Source organism: Kribbella sp. WER1, assembly GCF_054189145.1.
In genome coordinates this window covers 4,953,910-4,970,140 of record NZ_CM135186.1, presented here as the reverse complement: position 1 = coordinate 4,970,140, position 16,231 = coordinate 4,953,910, and the positions used below count along the sequence as shown (strand labels likewise).

The window sequence follows — 16,231 nt, the reverse complement described above, 5'->3', positions numbered from 1 at the left end:
TGGGGAGGAAGAACCACCATGAAGCTCCGCGCCGCGATCGCCACCGTCGCCGCCGCCACCCTCGTTCTCGGCCTGGCCGCCTGCGACCACAAGCCCACCGGCTATCGGCCGTCCGACGTGACGAATACAGCCACGCCCACAAAGTAGGCCGGTATCGGTCATCTTCGCACCCGATCACGTGAACTTCTCGTAATCTCGCGTTACGGATGTGATCACCTCACGATGATCGAGTGGGTGGATGCCGATGCGAAGTACCCGACGGAACTTCCTCACGGTCAGCGGGGCCGCGGCGGCGCTCGCGCTGACCGGTAGCCTCCCGGAGATCCGGTCCGCGGCCGCCGGCTGGACCGGCAAGCCGGACCGGCGCGACCCGTTCACGCTCGGCGTCGCCTCGGGCGACCCGCTGCCGGACGCGGTGGTGATCTGGACGCGGCTCGCCCCCGATCCACTCGCGCCGTTCGGCGGGATGGACCGGCGCCCGGTCGAGGTCCAGTGGCAGGTCGCCGAGGACGAGCAGTTCCGCCGGGTCGTCCGCAGCGGTACGGCGAAGGCCCAGCCGGAGTCGAGCCACTCGGTGCACGTCGACGTCCGGGGGCTCCGGCCGTGGCGGCACTACTGGTACCGCTTCCGCGTGAACGGGCAGCTCAGCCCGGTCGGCCGGACCAAGACGGCACCGGCGTACGACTCCGTGCTGCCGTCGCTGTCGCTCGCGTTCGCGTCCTGCCAGGCGTGGTGGGAGGGCTGGTACACGGCGTACGCCGACCTGGCGCAGCGGGACCACGACGTCGTCTTCTTCCTCGGCGACTACATCTACGAGTTCGGCATCGACCGCGGCATCCGGCCGCATTCGAACGAGCCGTACATCACCCAGCAGACGGTGACGCTGGACGAGTACCGGCAGCGCTATGCGGCGTACAAGCTGGATCCCGATCTGCAGCATGCGCACGCGGTCGCGCCGTGGGTCGTCACGCTCGACGACCACGAGGTGGTCGACAACTGGGCCGACGAGGCGCATCCGAGCGCGCCGCCGGCGCAGTTCCTGGTACGCCGGGCCAACGCGTTCCGCGCGTACTGGGAACACATGCCGCTGCGGCTCGCGCAACTCCCGAAGGGCCCGGACATGCAGCTGTACCGGCGGATCCGGTACGGGCGGCTCGCGGAGTTCAGCGTGCTCGACACCCGCCAGTACCGGTCCGACCAGGCGTACGGCGACGGCACCAAAGCACCCGGCCCCGAGACCGCCGACCCGGCGCGGACGATCACCGGCGACGCGCAGGAGAAGTGGCTGCTCGACGGCTGGGCCGCGTCTTCGGCGCGCTGGAATGTGATGGCACACCAGACCGCGATCGCCCGCCTGGACACGAAGGACGGTCCGGAGGTCCTGGTACCGATGGACACCTGGGACGGGTACGAGGCGTCCCGGAACCGGGTCCTCGGCGGCGCCGCGCAACGCAAGGTCCGCAACCTCGTGTCGATCGCCGGCGACCTGCACCGCAGCGTCGCGTCCGACCTGAAGCTCGACTTCACCGACCCGACGTCGCCGACGGTCGGCGCCGAGTTCGTCGGTACGTCGATCACGTCTGGGATCGACGGCGAGGACCTGGACGCCGGCGGCGCGACGCTGCTCCGGGAGAACCCGCACCTGAAGTTCGGCAACTTCCAGCGCGGCTACGTCAGCTGCACGATCACCCCCCAGCGGTGGACGTCCGACTACCGCGTCGTCGACAAGGTGTCCGTCCAGGGCGGCACCGTCAGCACCCGCGCCAAGCTCCTCGTCGAGGACGGCCGGCCCGGCATCGCGGAGGTACAGGCATGAGGATCCCCCGGCAGACCGTGGTCGCGGCCGGCACGCTGGTGGCCGCGGCGCTGCTCGGCTCCAGTTCGATGCCCGCGGCAACGTCCGGGGTGGCGGTGAGCGTCGTACCCGGGCAACTGAGCGTCGTTGGACTCCCGTGCCTGCCCGGCACGCTCAACCTCACGATGACCAACACCGGCGCGAACGACCGGTACGCCGACCTGACGCTCGCGCCGACCGGACCGCTGCAGTTGTCCCGGACGCTCTTCTCCTCGTGGCTGCCCGCGGTCGACCCCGACCAGCCGGTGACCGCGCCGGTGGAGGTCCGGGTACCGCGGGACGCGAAGCCCGGGTCGTACCGGATCGGCGTGGAGGTCGACCGTACCCGCGTGAACGTCCCGGTCACCGTCGAGCCGCTGCCCTCGAAGGGCCCCGGCGACAACCTCGCCCTCGGCGAACAGGCCACGGCCTCGTCGACCCACGGCAACTTCACCCTCTGCGGCGCCCTCGACGGCGACAAGGACTCCGAACACTGGGACACGCTGACCGGCTGGAACGACGGCACCCGCGCGGCGTTCCCCGACACGTACGACGTCGCCCTGTCCACCCCCGCGACGATCGACCGCGTCGAGCTGTACACCCTCGACTCCGCGAAATACCCGGCCCACGTGAACGGCCTCCGGGACTGGGACATCCAGGCCAAGGTCGACGGGTCGTGGCAAACCGTGAGCCAGATTCGCGGCAACACCCTGGGACACGTCACGTCGACGTTCACCCCGACCCGAGCCGACGCCGTCCGCATCCTCTGCCTCGACGGCAACGACCACACCTACTCCCGGATCGTCGAACTCGAGGTCTACGGGAGCTGAACAGTTGACCCAGGCAACATTCTGGGTCAACTGTTTGAACCAATTCTGAAGTGCCTCAGGACCCGCTCGGCGACGTCGAGCGGGCCGAGTGCGCTGGTGTCGATGACCAGCTCGTCCAGGTCCGCCGCCGCCAGCCGGTCCGCGATCTCGTCGCAGCGCTCCAGGTGCCACTCGAGCGCCGCGGCCTGGCTCGCGGCGTACCGCCCGCGCAGCCGATTCCGGATGATCGCCGGCTCCGCCGTCAGCCGAACCGTCCGCACCGGACACTCGACGGCGTCGGCGTACCGCTCCCGCCCGGCCTCGGTTGAGATCACCCCGCACATCACCAACTGCCGCGGCCCGACCGCCCGGTACGACCGCCACACCGCGGCGATGTTGCGCGCCTCCACGAACGCGTTGTCCTGCTCAGCCGGCGGCCAGGACCGATGAAACCAGTCCACATCCATCAAACTGAACGGCCGCCCCGCCCGCGCGAGCAGGTCACCGATGTGATCGAGCGCGGACGACTTGCCGACGCCGTACCCACCGTTCAAGAAGATCGCATAGCCATCCGGCATCACATCTGGTCAATCGTTTGCATCAGCCGAACACGGCCGCAAGCACGGCCACAGCGACGATGACCCCGACCACCCCCAGGAGCACACCGAGCCCCTTCCGCTTCACCTTGCTGTGCCCGATGCTCCCGGACGTGAACTGGTGGTACGGCGAGGCATAGAAGACCGGCACGGCCTGGTTCGGCTGCACGGTGCAGTCGAGCGCCGCCCGGCCGTAGGTGAGCATCCACTGGCAGTGCACGTCGATGTGCAGCGACCCGGCCGGCACCGGGATGTCGTTCCGGCCGTACTTGACCTGCACCGGATACCCGTTCAGGTGCACCGTCGGCGGGATCAGGCTCGACGTCATGACACTGCCCTGCACGGTCAACTGCAGCATCCCCATCGGATACTGCGGCTGGAACTGCGGCTGCGGCGGCTGGAACTGCGGCTGCGGCTGGAACGGCTGCGGCGGATAGCTCATGCCGCCAAACGATAGGCCGTACCGAAGGGTCAGGTGGCGGGGTGGGGAGTATCTCGTACCGATCCGGGGGCCAAAATCCTCCCCAGGCCTAGGGATCATCGGCCAACGACTCGGCCGATCACGAAGTGCGGCTGGATTCAGGTCGCTGACATGGCTCAGCCCCAGGTCGGAAATGTGCCACTGACCTGGGGCTGAGCTGTGGAGCGGGTGACGGGAATCGAACCCGCACTGTCAGCTTGGGAATCACACCACTCCCCCGCCTGCCCCCATCCCCACGCCTGGCTCAACCGGCCCGCTCCGGCCTGGACTACCCCCACCCGGCCACCAGTAATGGCACGCCAATGGCACGCTTACCGCGGCTTCCTCCTGTGCCATGGAGTAGTCCTGTCAGCTACGTTGAGCGTTGTGCAGGACAAACTGATTCCGGTCTTCGTGGGTGCGATCCTAGCTCTCACCACGTCCGTGCTTCTGCAATCGCTGATCGTTCCGTGGGTTCAAAGCCGCACTCGTCGGCGCGAACGTTGGGAACGGTCGATCGCGGACCTGTCAGTTCTGGTGAGCGATGAGATCCCTAAAGCGATGGCCGAGTACCGAGCCGCGGCTGGTGACGAGCGCCTCTTCTTGACGTTCCGCGGCGATCCGAAGTACGACGCCATGAAGGTTGAGGAGGGCTTGCGGGCCGCAAGTGAAGCCCGGCGGGAGGCAGACCGGGTCATCAGCCGTCTGAGTAGAAGGCTGAACAACCTGAATGATCGGGTCATCAGCGTGCGACACAAGGCCCCTGGGTGGTTTCCTTTCACCGTCGCCTTCTTTGACCTGTCGATGAGCATCTCGGACATCACGTTCGCTATCTATCAGGCCACTCCACTCGATGACGACGGATGGCAGAGCACGTGGGACCAACACAGACTCGCCATCGACAAATACGAGGAGAAGGTTCACGCACTGGAACTGTCCATGCGCCCACCCAAGCGGCAGCTGCTGCGCCGTCTTCGCCGGCTTGCGAAGAGCAAAGTGAAGAGCGTGAAGGATCGGCTTGATCCACGCAATTGGAAGAGTACCCGTCGGACCATCGGCGAACAGTGACCACCGCGACTTGTGATCCATACCTGCCCCGTCCCCCTGATAGCTGCCAACCCAGGGGAGCGCGGCGCGGGTCAAGAGTCGGCTTGCCGATCCCGCAGGGACGCCGTAGGCGCTCTTGATGCGTGTCGTGCGGACCGTACAATCGAGCGACCAGGGGGACGGGGGCAACCCGCCAGCCTTCGTTGATCCCGCCACCGGTGACGTGCCGGTCGGAGTGAGCGGTTGAGGATCGGCCGTACGCAGATGGCGCGCGCGGCGGAGGGCGTCGGCCGGCAGGTCGTAAGCCCGGGCCGCGCTGCGCGCCGCTTGCGGCGCGCCTTGATTCTTAAGAGGTCAATCCGGCAGACAAGGAAGCCGAGCTGGCCTCCGTCGACTGATGCGCGATACTCGTCCGCCAAATGATCTCTGGCAGTGCGAAGGCACAGATAGCGGCATGTAGAGGCGTTCTGTCCTAGCTCGCCGTTCGACGTGCGACGAGGTCGAGCATGGTGTCTTCATCGTCAGCGGGCGCGACGGCCTTCACGAGCCAGTCGGCCCGCGATTCATGGAGGGAGTATGCCTCCCACTCGTACTCACCAACCAGCTCCAGGCGGCCGATCACCATCACCCGGGAACCGGTCAGAACGTCCCGTGCCCAGCCGTCGGCTTGCACCTGATAGCGGTCAGACCCGACTGTCAGGACGAACTCAACGCCAGCGTGCTGGCCGCCGCGTCCGGTGTCCATGTCAACGTCTCTCGGCTCATTCGCTCGACCCGTCAGTTGGTACGTGACCTCATATGGGTGCCCGCCTTGGGCCGTGACGATCCCGTCCGTCGAGTCGAGTGGTGCGGCTGTCAGCCCGCCCCGCACACGCAGACCTACACCAGTCAGCAGGGAACCCGCGTGTGGCAAAAGAGGCTCGCTGTCAGCGATCATCCAGCTCATCAGTCGCACCCACATAGACTCATCATCCTGCGCATAACGGGTCGTCCGCACATCTGCACGTCCGGACGTTGCTGGCGTACAAGATGTCGCCAGGCTTCTAGGCAGTCGCGAATCAGTTGGCGGACATGTGTCGCGGATCTGTTGGCGGATCACAAGGAAACCGAGCTGGGCGGGTACGGCGAGGCCCGACCGGGATCGTCACCGGCCGGGCCTGGTTGTGAGGGTTGATCGGGTCGAGCTAGACGGGCGGCTGGAAGCCTTTCAGCTTGCCGTCGCCCTGACAGGTCTTGCAGGTCTCCAGCACGGATGCCCAGCCGCCCTCGTTGGTGTCGAGGCTGACGACTCCGCGGCTGACGCGGATGACGCCGTTCCCGTCGCACTCCGGGCAGATGGCGTTGACGCTTACCGGTTCGTCCATCCTGATCCTCCGCATTGAGGGCACGGCTCGTGCACGTTCTCGGTCACGACCTTGCCGTTCTTGATGCGCTGTTTCGGGGTGATCTTCCACGACTTGCCTTTGCACGACGGGCAGATCTGCTGCGGTGGCCGGTTGTCTCTCGGCATGACGCGTTCCCTTCGTTTGAGGCTACCCCGCTGGCCGGGATCGCCGGTAACTGAAGCCGCGCCGCTGCCTGGGAGGACGTGAGGAGAGGTATCCAGGCAGGGGCGCGGAGTGGTGGGCAGGGCTGACGCGGACGCAGGGGTTCGGCACGTCAACCCCGCCGGTTCAGGGGGTGTAGCCGGTCGGGATGACCCGGCCGCCGATGAGTTCTTGCAAGCGGTCCTTGATCACGAGTGGAGGTCCGAGGACCGAGAAGTGGTGCAGACTCGGGACAAGGACAGTCGTGATGTCTTCCGTGACCACCTGGTCCACCAAGGCACCGAAGGCATCAGGGGCGGTTGACCGGTCCTCTACATGAATGGTTCGGAGGGCGTACCCCCACTCGTCGGCGAACCGCGCGAGGCATTGCCGGACCCTCGCCAGTTCGCTCTGGGTGATGAGAACGTGGGTACCCACATAGGCGACGGCTGGCGGAGTGGCGTTCATCGGCCGCTTCCAACCGCCTCGCTCGTCACGCGCAGACTCCCGAAACGCCGGCCCATGGCTTCTTCGAAGCGAGCCGCGGTCGCCAGGTCTGCGACGTGGTCGACAATCTTGTGTTTGCCGAACCAGACACAGACGCGGCGCATCTGCGGTCGTTCGGTCGGCGGCGCGCTCATCGGCGACGCCTCTGCTCGCGCTTGATAAGTAGACAGAGGATCGCGTACAGAACAGCACCGGCAAAGACGAGGACGAGGGCCCAGAATGCCGTAGTCATGGTGTTCACCCGTTGTTGTTGACCGCGAAGCCTTCCGGCGAGGGAACGACTCCGGTAGCTGCATCAGTGCGCTACGTGATCAATCGTCGCCACGGGTGGACTAGGCAACTTTCACAGCTTGTGAAAGCGCGACCGACGTCAGATACCTATCCAGGCCGCGTAGCGGGTGAGTGCCTCGGAGGGGTGGCGCGCGGAGTGAAGCAGATCCGTAACGACGCCTCGCACGTGCGGATGCCGACGTGCCTGCCCCGGCGCCACTCGCCGCGCGATCTGGAGGTGCCGGAGCGCCTGCTCTGGGGCGCTCAGCCGCTCGTACGCTCGGGCAAGGTCGAAGTGATGATGCCCGATTCTCGTCGGCAACCAACCGCGCGGGAACTGGATGAACTCACCAAGATGAACCGCGTGCGAGTAGTCGCCCAGCTCGATCATCGTGATGACACGGTGCGCCTCGACATTGGTCGGCCCGAACCCGAACCAAAACGTTTCGAGATCCTCGCCGGTCAGCTCGGCGTACCGCTCGGCTTCGTCCAGATAGTCCCGGACGGCCGCGGCATCACCAGAACGCGCCGACAGCACAGCCGCACCGAGGTTCAACTGACCACCGGCAATCAGCGCTCCGGGCGTTCGGGCGTCGGTCCCCTCAAGGTGGGCACGACCCGCGTTGTTGAGGCTCCAGCAAGTCTCGTAGTCGTGCTTGCGCAGGTACGCCGTAACCCGGAGGTACTCACGTGCTGCCCGCAAGGCCGGCGCTCGATCCCCCGACCGCTGAGCAGCCCAGTCCATCCGGCTCAGCGCAGTCAGCGAGAGATCCGGATAGCCCGCGGCGATCCCGACCGTGTGAGCGCACCGATATGCCTCCGCAAGCAGGCCCCAGGCGTCCGCCTGCTGCGTGCCAGTCCAAGTGTTCGCGGCGGCGTGCAGCTCGGCATAAAGCCCAGGGAGCACAGGGACGAGAGCCTCATACCGGGCCGCTTGCCCAACGATGTTGGCTCCTCGTACCGCTTCGCGCAGAGCTTCCAGCGGCCGGGGCGTGATGGACTCGTCAGGGTCGAGGTCGTACAGGTCGAGCTGGGTCCGCACATGAGTGAGCAACTGGCCCAAGTGCCGATCACGCGAGACCTCCGGCGCAGCGTCGTCGCGTAGGACCGACACCTCAACGCCAAGCGCTCGGGCGCACGCCGCCAAGAATCCTTCACTCGCCGGACGGCTGCCACTCTCAACCTTCGTCAACAGGCTGTACGAGACGTTCGCCAGTGATGCGAGTCCGTGTTGGGTCAACTGCTTGTGCTTGCGAAGCAGGGCGATCCGCGCGCCTACTTCCACACTGTCGCCCATATGCCGAGTGTCCCCAGGATTCGTCAGGTCAGTTGCTGTTCAATCAAGCGTCACACGGCCGCTGGAACAACGCACCTGAAGGGTAGTCCGCGAGATCCAGCGTACGGACGTGGCTGAAGCCGTTGCGGAGGTAGTAGTTGTGGAGGCCGATGTTGTCGGTCCACACGTCGATGCGGAGCCAGTGGAGGCCGAGGCGGTGGGCTCGGTGGCAGGCCCAGTCCATGATTTCGGCGCCTAGGCCGGCGTGCTTGCGGCGGACGATGAGGCGGTGCATGTACATCGCCGGGTCGGCCTGTTCCTCGGGAGTCCAGAGACGTGGATCCGAGAATGTGTCGAGGGCGACGGTTGCCATCGTGGCTTCGTTCTCGTCGCGGACCATCCAGGTTTCGCCGGCCTCGATGCTGGCGAGGATGCGGCGGTTCTGCTCCTCGGGGTTCGGCCACGCGACCGCCCATTGGTCGATGCCGCGTTGGGCTAGCCAATCGCTAGCCTCGGTGCGGAGGGCGAGGATGACGCCCAGGTCGTCGGCGTCGGCGCGTTCGATGATCATGCCTCGGCACCCTCTTGGGCCATGTAGGCCCGCATGTCGCCGAGTTCGTAGATCACGCGGTTTCGGTCGCTGGCGAAGGTGGTCAGCGTGAGGCGGAGCGGGCGCTTGTCGCTGAACGTAGTACGGGCGTAGATGATCACCGGCGTACCTGAGCCGAGTTGGAGTTTGCGCGCCTCGTCGGGGGTCGGCATGCGCGCCGTGATCTCGTCGCGGTAGCCGATCTCCTCGTGCCCAACCTTGGCCATAGCTCGAATCGCACCGCCCGGAATGTCGTTCGGCACGACTAGACCGGCCTGCTGAGCAATGTCCATCGGGTAGTAGCTGACCTGGATGCTGAGCGGCTGATTGTCAGCGAACCGGACGAAGCCGCGGGACACGAGCGCGTCGCCTTCCGCGACCTGCAGTCGGTTGGAGAAGTCGGGGCCAGCCACTTCCAGGCTCATCGCGAAGTCGCGGTACTCGGCATGCCGGCCCTGCTCGGCCATCTCGGATTGGAACGCGTCGGCCTGGTCGCTGGCGCGACGATCGCGAGTCTCGGCCCAGGTGGCGTGATAGTCGGCCATGATCCGCTCGCGCACGATCGTTCCGCGTCCTGGCGTGCTCGTCACCATGCCCTCGTTCTGGAGCATGCCGAGCGCCAGTCGGGCGGTGTTTCGCGACACGTCATGGGCGGCCATGAGGTCTTGCTCGGTCGGCACTCGTTCGCCGGCCTTGATCTTGCCCGTGCGGATCTGCTCGCGCAGCTCGGCTGCGATGCGCTGGTACAGCGGTGCTGACGGTGCCATTCGAGGGAACCTCCTGGTTCGTACCAACCAATGGTCCCATCTTCCTTGACTTCGCGCCAACCCCAAGGTAAATATTGGTCCCGTACCAAACGTTGGTACGAATCCAATGAAGGGATCTGAACCACCATGGGTATGCCGAGAAGGATCGTTGTTGAGTTCGGTGACACGTTCCCGCATGGTCTGTTCGCAGTCTCCGAGGTCACGGCGGCCCGGGACTTCGAGAAGTCGACGAGGACCAACCCCGTTCAGACGATCGACGAGGACTCCGGCCTTCCGGTCTGGACCCTCGACGTGATGGACGGTGACCCCGAGGCGCGCAAGGCGGACCGGACGTTCACCATCCGGATCATCACCAAGGTTCAGCCGGTGCTCCCGCCGGCACTGCCGGGTCTGCCGTTCACGGCAATCGAGCCGCAGGGCATGACCGCTGCGCCGTGGGTCGACACGCGGAGCTGCTCGGCTCCGGACGAGGGTCGCTCGCACCGCTGCCGGGCACGGCAGGGCTGGAGCTTCCGGTGCATGGGCATTCGGGCCCCGAAGAACATGCCCGGCTCCGGCGCGACCGAGCAGAAGGCGGCCTAACAATGACCGTCGCAGAGAGCGTGGACCCGGGCCAGTATCTGGCCTACCAGAACGGTCGTGCGGCCTTCCTGCTGAGCGAGCTGCTGACTGGCGAGCCGAGCAAGTTCGTGCGATTCGAGGCGCGCACTTGGCTCAGCCAGCATCAGGCGTGGCTGTCCGACTCGGAGGACGACGGCGACTCCTGGGAGGACGACAGCTACGACGAGGACGAGGACGACGTGCCCGCTGAGCGTCTCGGCGCTCGGGTCCTCTACTCGGAGGGGTGGCTGTGATGACTTCCTGGCGCGGGGCCGAGCCGGGGGAGCTTTGTACCTGCGGGCGGCAGGCGCGGGAGGTCTTCACTCGGGCGGACGGTGACGAGATCGGTTACTGCGGCGTGCCGGACGGCGGGGCGAAGGTCGGTCCGTGTCCGTTCTGCGGCAAGCGCCGGCACATGCCGGGTCCGTGCCCGAAGTACACCCTTCGCCTTCCGACCGGGGCGGTTGCACACCATGACACGCGACCGAACGGCGGCTGATCGACATGGCGAAGATCAAGGGCAAGGAGGTCGGGACGGGTCCGGTGAACTTCCGCGCCCCCGCGGTCGCCATCCGGCTCAAGTGGGTCGTGATCTGGTACTGCCTACGCGCCGTGATCCGCGCGGCGGGCTGGCTGATCCGCCACCCGCTGCTCATCATCGTGCCGTTGCTCGGGCTGAAGGCGTATCAGCTCTGGACTGGCGGCGATGCCTGGTTGGTCATTGCGACTGCGGCTGTACCGGCGACCGGCCTAGCAGGCTGGCGCTGGCGGTGGCCCGACTCTTTCGCGCAGCGGATCGTCTGGCGACTGCGTGGCTCACGGCGACGGTTCTTGGAGTATCGGACCCGTTGGGACACGACGATGCGGGCTCTCACGCTCACGGTGCGCCTGGACGATCGGACGTACGTTCCCCGGATCGTCAAGGTTCGATCGTCGGGCATGGTCGATCAGGTGACGGTCCGGCTCCTGCCGGGTCAGATCCTGACCGACTACGCCGAGCACTCCGAGCGGCTGGCGCGTACCTTCGGCGCTGAGGACTGCCGCGTCAGGTCGGCAGCGTCGATGATCCCGGCGTGGTGGCCGGGTGGCGCCGACGGCTGGATGGCACGCCTGTTCGCGTGGGCGCTTCCTCGGCGGAGCGATCAACTGGTGCTGTGGTTCCTGACCAATGACCCGCTCCGCGAGATTGTCGCCCCGATCCCGGCGGCTGATCCGCCGAACCTCCAGGCGCTCGATGTGGCTCGTCGTGAAGACGGCCTGATGTTCCGGCTTCGGTTGCTCTACACACATCTGCTGGTGGCCGGCGCTACCGGTGCGGGTAAGGGCTCGGTGTTGTGGTCGATCATCGCTGCGCTCGCCCCGGGCATCCGGTCGGGCCTGGTGCAACTGTGGGTCCTCGACCCGAAGGGCGGCATGGAGCTCGCACTTGGCCGGCGGTTGTTCCACCGGTTCTGCTATGGCTCCGACCCGGCCATGGACGGCGCTAGCGATGCTGAGTACGAAGAGGCATTCGCCGCCCTGCTTGAAGATCTGGTGGCGATCATGCGTCGTCGTCAGGGCAAGCTCCGCGGTTTGTCTCGCCTCCTCAAACCGAGTCGCGATGAACCGTTCATCGTCCTGATCGCGGACGAGCTGGCGTCACTGACGGCGTACGTCACCGATCCGGCCATGAAGAAACGGATTGCCAAAGCCTTCTCCCTGCTGCTGTCGCAGGGTCGAGCCGTTGGCATCACCGTGGTTGGCGCGCTGCAAGATCCGCGCAAGGAGGTGCTCCCCTTCCGGGATCTCTTCCCGACCCGGCTTGCTCTGCGGATGGCCGAGGCCGAGCAGGTTCGGCTGGTCCTCGCTGATGGTGCCCGCGAGCGGGGCGCACGCTGCGACAAGATCCCCGAGACCTTGCCCGGCGTCGGGTATGTCGCCGTCGACGGCGAGACCGAGCCGATTCGAGTCAGGTTCTCCCACATCACTGACGAGGACATTGCTGACCTCGTGAACACCTACGCGCCGGATCTGGTCGGCGCTGCCGAACGCATCTCGACACCGGAAGGAGTAGCAGCATGACCGCAAGGCGGCAGGTACCGGGTCAGCTTGTCCTCCCGCTGGTTCCCGGACTCTCCAAGAAGTCGCGGGCCTCGCTTGTCCGGAGGATTGACGTTCGCTGGCAGGACCGGGCGTACTGCGCCGGCTACCTCGACACGGACGACTTCTACCCCGACGACGAGACACGGCGCGGCGTTCGTCGTACGACGGACCCCAAGGAACTCTGCGTCTTCTGCCCGGTCGTCCGATCCTGCCTCTCTGCCGCGATCGTCGCCGACGAACAGGGCGTTTGGGGCCGCACGACGGAGGCCGAGCGGGACGCCATCCGGGAAGAGCTTGCCTTCGGCACCGATGTTGACCGCGCGCTGAGTGTCGTCCTCGACGGCCGGGCCGCGCTCTGGAGGGCAGTGGCATGAACCTCACCGCACAGACCACCCTCGACCGGTTCCCACTAGACGTTGTCCGGGACCTGGCCGTAACCAACGGCGTCTGCGTACGACCGGTGCTCAACAGGGTGTTCGACACACAGACCGGCACCGACCGAGTGGTCGGGGTGTCGTGCGGTTCCACGCTGGTCAGCAAGTGCCCTCCCTGCGCCGAGGCGAACCGTCGTCTCCGGATGCAGCAGTGCCGTGAGGGCTGGCACCGCGATACCGAACCCGAGGTGTCGGCGGAAGCGGACGACGCACCCGACGACGCGCCCGGCACGGACGACGAGGGCGAGACCACCCGCCGAGTCAGGTCTACCCGACGACGCCAGGACGCCGCCGACCTGCCCAAGGTCGCCATGGACAAGCGCACCGTTGGCTCGACCTTCACAGCACCTAACGGCAAGACCTACCGACCGTCGATGTTCATCACGCTGACGCTGGGCTCGTACGGCGCGACTCACCGACTGCCTCACCATGTGCAGGGCAAAGGCATGGTGCCGTGTGAGTGCGGTGTGGTCCACGGCCGGACCTCGCCTCTGCTGTCGACGCCGGTCGACCCCGACGCCTACAACTACCGCCGAGCAGCCCTCGACGCCTTGCACTTCCCGAAGCTGGTCGACCGCTTCATACAGAACCTTCGCCGGTGTGCTGGCTACAAGGCGCAATACTTCGCCGTGGTTGAGCCGCAGAAGCGTCTGGCGCCACACCTGCATGCCGCCGTGCGAGGCACCGTCGCCCGCGACACAGTCCGCGAGGTCGCCAAGGCGACGTACCACCAAGTGTGGTGGCCCAGCCATCAGCGGCCCGTCTACGGCTGCGCCTCGAAGCCGGACATGCCCGTCTGGGACGAGATGGCCGGCGCTTTCGTGGATCCGTCGACCGGCGCTCTGCTGCCGACCTGGGACGAGGCTTTGGATGACCTCGACGCCGACCCGGCTGCCCAACCTGCGCACGTCGTACGGCTCGGTTCGCAGATCGACTACCAAGGCATTGTCGCCGACTCCGACGCCAAGGTCGGCAAGGCAGTCGGCTACCTGACCAAGTACCTCGGCAAGGCGATCGGCGAGACCTACGGCGACGACCGGGACGAGCTCCACCCGGCCCAGCTCGCCCACATGAACAAGCTGCACGCTCACGTCCGGGTCTTGCCGTGCTCGCCCGAGTGCGCCAACTGGCTCCGGTACGGCGTCACGCCGAAGGACGCAGACGGCCACGTCGTACCCGGCGAATGTTCCTCCAAGGCACACGACCGCGAACACCTCGGCCTCGGCGGTCGACGCGTGCTCGTCTCGCGCCAGTGGACCGGCAAGACCCTCACCGAACACCGCGCCGACCGAGCCGAGGTCATCCGCCAAACCCTCGCGGCGGCCGGCGTCGAGATGGAAGACCAGAACGCCCTCGCCACTCACACCGACAACACCGGCGCACCTCGGTTCATCTGGCAGCCGATCCGTCCGGGTGAGGAACGCGGGCCGCGCCGCATCCCGACTCACAAAGAAGTCCTCGCCGACGCCATCGCGACCCGCATCCGCTGGCGCACGCAGTACGAGCAAGCCAAGCAACGGGCCCGTCCACCCGACGACTGCAATTCGGCAACTGACAACTCATCCGCCGCAACTGCGGCCTAGGAAATCTGGGGAGAGTCACATGGCATCGAACGATCTCTACACGATCGAGGAGGCGGCCCAGCGTATGAAGCTGAGCGCCCGCCAGGTTCGCCGACTCGTCGCTGAGCGGCAGATCGGCTTCCACAAGTTGGGCCGTTCGGTGCGGCTCACCGATGAGGACGTGCAGGTCTACATCACGTCCAACCGGGTCGAGCCGATGACGGCGGCTGATGTGTGGGCCGGTCTGCGGAAGGTGGCCTGAGATGGCTAACAAGGAAGGTCACCGGCGGTTCGGCAACGTACGCAAGCTCAAGTCCGGCCGGTATCAAGCTCGGTACCCCGGACCCGATGGGAGGCTTCGGCCGGCGCCGCGTACCTTCCCCGACGAGAAGTCGGCCGAGCGCTACTTGGTCCTGATCGAAGCAGAGATACTCAAGAACGAGTGGACCGATCCGAACCGGGCGAAGATCAGGCTCGGCGACTACGCCGAACGATGGATTGAGCAGCGTCCAAACCTGCGGCCTCGGACACTTCAGCTCTACCGCTGGACGCTCAAGAAGCACGTTGGTCCGTACCTCGGTGACGTGCAGCTCGGCACTCTGAGCCCGCCTCTCATTCGTGAGTGGCGATCGAAGCTCCTCGCGGATGGCGTCTCCGTCGGGATGGTCGCCAAGGCCTACCGTCTTCTCCGAGCGGTGCTGTGGACTGCCGTTCGCGAGGACGAGATCTTGAAGGCGAACCCGTGCCGCATCCCCGGCGCAGATAAGGAGAGCGCACCCGAGCGTCCTCATCTAACGCTTGCTCAAGTCAACCGTTTGATGCAGACCATGCCTGACCGCTACCGCGTGATGGTCTTGCTGACAGCAATGGCAAGCCTTCGGTTCGGTGAGATCACTGCCTTGCAGCGTCAGGACGTCGACCTTGACGCGGCAACCGTGCGAGTCCGACAGCAGTACCTCGAAGTCCGCGGGGAAGGCCTGACCCTCGGGCCGCCGAAGTCTCGCGCGAGCATTCGCACCGTCTCCATCCCGGCCGCCCTCGTCGTCTTGCTCCGGGAACACCTGGAGCTGTACTGCGGGTCTGCTCCGGACTCGCTTGTGTTCTCGCTCGAATCCGGCCTCCCGATCCGGCGGAGCAGCTTCAACAAACTGACTGCATGGAAGAAGGCGACAGCGAAGGTCGGCGTACCCGAACTTCATTTTCATGACCTGCGACACACGGGCAACATGCTGGCGGCGGCGAGCAAGGCGACCACTAAGGACCTGATGGCACGGATGGGGCACGACTCGATGCAGGCGGCGATCATCTACCAGCACGCGAGCCGGGAAGCTGACGAGTCGATCGCCGCGCACATGAATGCCCAGCTCGAAGGACTCGCCTCCGGCGGGAAGAAGAAGGCCAAGAAGAAGAGCGGCAAGGCAACCAAGCGCAAGGCGGTCCGGGCGGTCGAGGGGAGGTCGGCGGTGGATGGTCAGGAGATGGCACGCGACGAGAACGGCCAGAAGGCGGCGGGCGGTTCGGCGGACCAGGACGGGGAAGACGGCGCCGGCGGGGTGCTGGCCAGAGTCGGCTAATGGCGCGTTAATGGCACGGCCGCCCGGCCCAAGCCGGGACAAACGGAAGCCCAGGTCAGGGACTTACCCCTCTGACCTGGGCTTTTGTCATGTCGTTACGTCGGAGCGGGTGACGGGAATCGAACCCGCACTGTCAGCTTGGGAAGCTGATGTTCTGCCATTGAACTACACCCGCGCGGCCGGTCTCCCGGCAGCGGAGACGAGCATAGCCGATGTCGGGGCTCGCAACCACGTCGGGTCCGCGCGCCGGAACCGGCTGCCCAGATCCGGGCAGTACGCCGCCCGGCCGGCTCTGGGG

The 16,231-nt window shown here is 66.3% G+C and carries 20 protein-coding genes and 1 tRNA gene; 11 read left to right on the top strand and 10 right to left on the bottom strand.

The window, feature by feature from the left end; genetic code table 11:
* Positions 1 to 18 precede the first annotated feature (18 nt).
* The 3 genes from ACXJJ3_RS24085 to ACXJJ3_RS24075 all read left to right on the top strand — a co-directional run bounded on the left by ACXJJ3_RS24085 (position 19) and on the right by ACXJJ3_RS24075 (position 2,664).
* Positions 19 to 147, top strand: coding sequence for a hypothetical protein (locus ACXJJ3_RS24085; RefSeq protein WP_458164100.1), 129 nt, complete (start codon positions 19 to 21; stop codon positions 145 to 147).
* A gap of 97 nt (positions 148 to 244) precedes the next feature.
* Entirely contained in the window at positions 245 to 1,816 is a 1,572-nt protein-coding gene (locus tag ACXJJ3_RS24080; protein WP_458164099.1) for an alkaline phosphatase D family protein, read from the top strand.
* Positions 1,813 to 2,664, top strand: a complete 852-nt coding sequence (locus tag ACXJJ3_RS24075; RefSeq protein WP_458164098.1) for a galactose-binding domain-containing protein — start codon at positions 1,813 to 1,815, stop codon at positions 2,662 to 2,664. Before ACXJJ3_RS24080 ends, ACXJJ3_RS24075 begins: the two co-directional genes overlap by 4 nt.
* 26 nt (positions 2,665 to 2,690) lie before the next feature.
* On the opposite strand, the gene ACXJJ3_RS24070 is transcribed toward ACXJJ3_RS24075, so the two are convergent.
* Complete coding sequence (locus ACXJJ3_RS24070; protein ID WP_458164097.1) at positions 2,691 to 3,221, bottom strand: hypothetical protein; 531 nt, start codon at positions 3,219 to 3,221, stop codon at positions 2,691 to 2,693.
* A 22-nt stretch (positions 3,222 to 3,243) separates the two neighbouring features.
* Positions 3,244 to 3,681: a hypothetical protein gene (locus tag ACXJJ3_RS24065; protein WP_458164096.1), complete on the bottom strand. Its 438-nt coding sequence runs from the start codon at positions 3,679 to 3,681 to the stop codon at positions 3,244 to 3,246.
* A 405-nt stretch (positions 3,682 to 4,086) separates the two neighbouring features.
* Here ACXJJ3_RS24065 and ACXJJ3_RS24060 point away from each other — a divergent pair, with 405 nt between their 5' ends.
* Positions 4,087 to 4,767, top strand: coding sequence for a hypothetical protein (locus ACXJJ3_RS24060; RefSeq protein WP_458164095.1), 681 nt, complete (start codon positions 4,087 to 4,089; stop codon positions 4,765 to 4,767).
* Between the two features lie 451 nt (positions 4,768 to 5,218).
* Here ACXJJ3_RS24060 and ACXJJ3_RS24055 read toward each other — a convergent pair whose 3' ends face one another.
* The 7 genes from ACXJJ3_RS24055 to ACXJJ3_RS24025 all read right to left on the bottom strand — a co-directional run bounded on the left by ACXJJ3_RS24055 (position 5,219) and on the right by ACXJJ3_RS24025 (position 9,681).
* Positions 5,219 to 5,692, bottom strand: a complete 474-nt coding sequence (locus tag ACXJJ3_RS24055; RefSeq protein WP_458164094.1) for a hypothetical protein — start codon at positions 5,690 to 5,692, stop codon at positions 5,219 to 5,221.
* A 238-nt stretch (positions 5,693 to 5,930) separates the two neighbouring features.
* Complete coding sequence (locus tag ACXJJ3_RS24050; protein ID WP_458164093.1) at positions 5,931 to 6,110, bottom strand: hypothetical protein; 180 nt, start codon at positions 6,108 to 6,110, stop codon at positions 5,931 to 5,933.
* Between the two features lie 309 nt (positions 6,111 to 6,419).
* Entirely contained in the window at positions 6,420 to 6,740 is a 321-nt protein-coding gene (locus ACXJJ3_RS24045) for a hypothetical protein (protein WP_458164092.1), read from the bottom strand.
* Positions 6,737 to 6,913, bottom strand: a complete 177-nt coding sequence (locus tag ACXJJ3_RS24040) for a hypothetical protein (RefSeq protein WP_458164091.1) — start codon at positions 6,911 to 6,913, stop codon at positions 6,737 to 6,739. Before ACXJJ3_RS24040 ends, ACXJJ3_RS24045 begins: the two co-directional genes overlap by 4 nt.
* 236 nt (positions 6,914 to 7,149) lie before the next feature.
* A complete protein-coding gene (locus tag ACXJJ3_RS24035; protein WP_458164090.1) occupies positions 7,150 to 8,346 on the bottom strand; it encodes a helix-turn-helix domain-containing protein in 1,197 nt (398 codons plus the stop codon).
* A 43-nt stretch (positions 8,347 to 8,389) separates the two neighbouring features.
* Positions 8,390 to 8,896, bottom strand: coding sequence for a GNAT family N-acetyltransferase (locus ACXJJ3_RS24030; RefSeq protein WP_458164089.1), 507 nt, complete (start codon positions 8,894 to 8,896; stop codon positions 8,390 to 8,392).
* Positions 8,893 to 9,681: a GntR family transcriptional regulator gene (locus ACXJJ3_RS24025; protein ID WP_458164088.1), complete on the bottom strand. Its 789-nt coding sequence runs from the start codon at positions 9,679 to 9,681 to the stop codon at positions 8,893 to 8,895. Before ACXJJ3_RS24025 ends, ACXJJ3_RS24030 begins: the two co-directional genes overlap by 4 nt.
* Before the next feature lie 132 nt (positions 9,682 to 9,813).
* Between ACXJJ3_RS24025 and ACXJJ3_RS24020 the strand changes: the two genes are divergently transcribed.
* From ACXJJ3_RS24020 to ACXJJ3_RS23990, 7 genes are all read left to right on the top strand, one after another.
* Positions 9,814 to 10,263: a plasmid replication, integration and excision activator gene (locus ACXJJ3_RS24020; RefSeq protein ID WP_458164087.1), complete on the top strand. Its 450-nt coding sequence runs from the start codon at positions 9,814 to 9,816 to the stop codon at positions 10,261 to 10,263.
* Positions 10,264 to 10,265: 2 nt separating this feature from the next.
* Entirely contained in the window at positions 10,266 to 10,535 is a 270-nt protein-coding gene (locus tag ACXJJ3_RS24015) for a hypothetical protein (RefSeq protein ID WP_458164086.1), read from the top strand.
* A gap of 250 nt (positions 10,536 to 10,785) precedes the next feature.
* Positions 10,786 to 12,342, top strand: coding sequence for an FtsK/SpoIIIE domain-containing protein (locus tag ACXJJ3_RS24010; RefSeq protein WP_458164085.1), 1,557 nt, complete (start codon positions 10,786 to 10,788; stop codon positions 12,340 to 12,342).
* Positions 12,339 to 12,737 carry a WhiB family transcriptional regulator gene (locus tag ACXJJ3_RS24005; protein ID WP_458164084.1) on the top strand — a complete coding sequence of 133 codons (399 nt, stop codon included), beginning with the start codon at positions 12,339 to 12,341 and terminating at the stop codon, positions 12,735 to 12,737. Before ACXJJ3_RS24010 ends, ACXJJ3_RS24005 begins: the two co-directional genes overlap by 4 nt.
* Positions 12,734 to 14,380, top strand: a complete 1,647-nt coding sequence (locus tag ACXJJ3_RS24000) for a replication initiator (protein WP_458164083.1) — start codon at positions 12,734 to 12,736, stop codon at positions 14,378 to 14,380. The genes ACXJJ3_RS24005 and ACXJJ3_RS24000 overlap by 4 nt, the downstream gene beginning before the upstream one ends.
* 19 nt (positions 14,381 to 14,399) lie before the next feature.
* Positions 14,400 to 14,621: an excisionase family DNA-binding protein gene (locus tag ACXJJ3_RS23995; protein WP_458164082.1), complete on the top strand. Its 222-nt coding sequence runs from the start codon at positions 14,400 to 14,402 to the stop codon at positions 14,619 to 14,621.
* Position 14,622: 1 nt separating this feature from the next.
* The gene (locus ACXJJ3_RS23990) at positions 14,623 to 15,933 is read left to right on the top strand and encodes a tyrosine-type recombinase/integrase (protein WP_458164081.1); all 1,311 of its coding nucleotides are present in this window, start codon (positions 14,623 to 14,625) and stop codon (positions 15,931 to 15,933) included.
* Between the two features lie 104 nt (positions 15,934 to 16,037).
* Here ACXJJ3_RS23990 and ACXJJ3_RS23985 read toward each other — a convergent pair.
* A tRNA-Gly gene (locus ACXJJ3_RS23985) sits at positions 16,038 to 16,108 on the bottom strand.
* Positions 16,109 to 16,231: the final 123 nt, after the last annotated feature.

Excerpts from the sequence above, each read along its gene's own strand:
- ACXJJ3_RS24085 (WP_458164100.1), top strand. The coding sequence starts at position 19 with ATGAAGCTCCGCGCCGCGATCGCCACCGTCGCCGCCGCCACCCTCGTT.
- ACXJJ3_RS24080 (WP_458164099.1), top strand. The coding sequence starts at position 245 with ATGCGAAGTACCCGACGGAACTTCCTCACGGTCAGCGGGGCCGCGGCG.
- ACXJJ3_RS24075 (WP_458164098.1), top strand. The coding sequence starts at position 1,813 with ATGAGGATCCCCCGGCAGACCGTGGTCGCGGCCGGCACGCTGGTGGCC.
- ACXJJ3_RS24070 (WP_458164097.1), bottom strand. The coding sequence starts at position 3,221 with ATGCCGGATGGCTATGCGATCTTCTTGAACGGTGGGTACGGCGTCGGC.
- ACXJJ3_RS24065 (WP_458164096.1), bottom strand. The coding sequence starts at position 3,681 with ATGAGCTATCCGCCGCAGCCGTTCCAGCCGCAGCCGCAGTTCCAGCCG.
- ACXJJ3_RS24055 (WP_458164094.1), bottom strand. The coding sequence starts at position 5,692 with ATGAGCTGGATGATCGCTGACAGCGAGCCTCTTTTGCCACACGCGGGT.
- ACXJJ3_RS24050 (WP_458164093.1), bottom strand. The coding sequence starts at position 6,110 with ATGGACGAACCGGTAAGCGTCAACGCCATCTGCCCGGAGTGCGACGGG.
- ACXJJ3_RS24045 (WP_458164092.1), bottom strand. The coding sequence starts at position 6,740 with ATGAACGCCACTCCGCCAGCCGTCGCCTATGTGGGTACCCACGTTCTC.
- ACXJJ3_RS24040 (WP_458164091.1), bottom strand. The coding sequence starts at position 6,913 with ATGAGCGCGCCGCCGACCGAACGACCGCAGATGCGCCGCGTCTGTGTC.
- ACXJJ3_RS24035 (WP_458164090.1), bottom strand. The coding sequence starts at position 8,346 with ATGGGCGACAGTGTGGAAGTAGGCGCGCGGATCGCCCTGCTTCGCAAG.
- ACXJJ3_RS24030 (WP_458164089.1), bottom strand. The coding sequence starts at position 8,896 with ATGATCATCGAACGCGCCGACGCCGACGACCTGGGCGTCATCCTCGCC.
- ACXJJ3_RS24025 (WP_458164088.1), bottom strand. The coding sequence starts at position 9,681 with ATGGCACCGTCAGCACCGCTGTACCAGCGCATCGCAGCCGAGCTGCGC.
- ACXJJ3_RS24020 (WP_458164087.1), top strand. The coding sequence starts at position 9,814 with ATGCCGAGAAGGATCGTTGTTGAGTTCGGTGACACGTTCCCGCATGGT.
- ACXJJ3_RS24015 (WP_458164086.1), top strand. The coding sequence starts at position 10,266 with ATGACCGTCGCAGAGAGCGTGGACCCGGGCCAGTATCTGGCCTACCAG.
- ACXJJ3_RS24010 (WP_458164085.1), top strand. The coding sequence starts at position 10,786 with ATGGCGAAGATCAAGGGCAAGGAGGTCGGGACGGGTCCGGTGAACTTC.
- ACXJJ3_RS24005 (WP_458164084.1), top strand. The coding sequence starts at position 12,339 with ATGACCGCAAGGCGGCAGGTACCGGGTCAGCTTGTCCTCCCGCTGGTT.
- ACXJJ3_RS24000 (WP_458164083.1), top strand. The coding sequence starts at position 12,734 with ATGAACCTCACCGCACAGACCACCCTCGACCGGTTCCCACTAGACGTT.
- ACXJJ3_RS23995 (WP_458164082.1), top strand. The coding sequence starts at position 14,400 with ATGGCATCGAACGATCTCTACACGATCGAGGAGGCGGCCCAGCGTATG.
- ACXJJ3_RS23990 (WP_458164081.1), top strand. The coding sequence starts at position 14,623 with ATGGCTAACAAGGAAGGTCACCGGCGGTTCGGCAACGTACGCAAGCTC.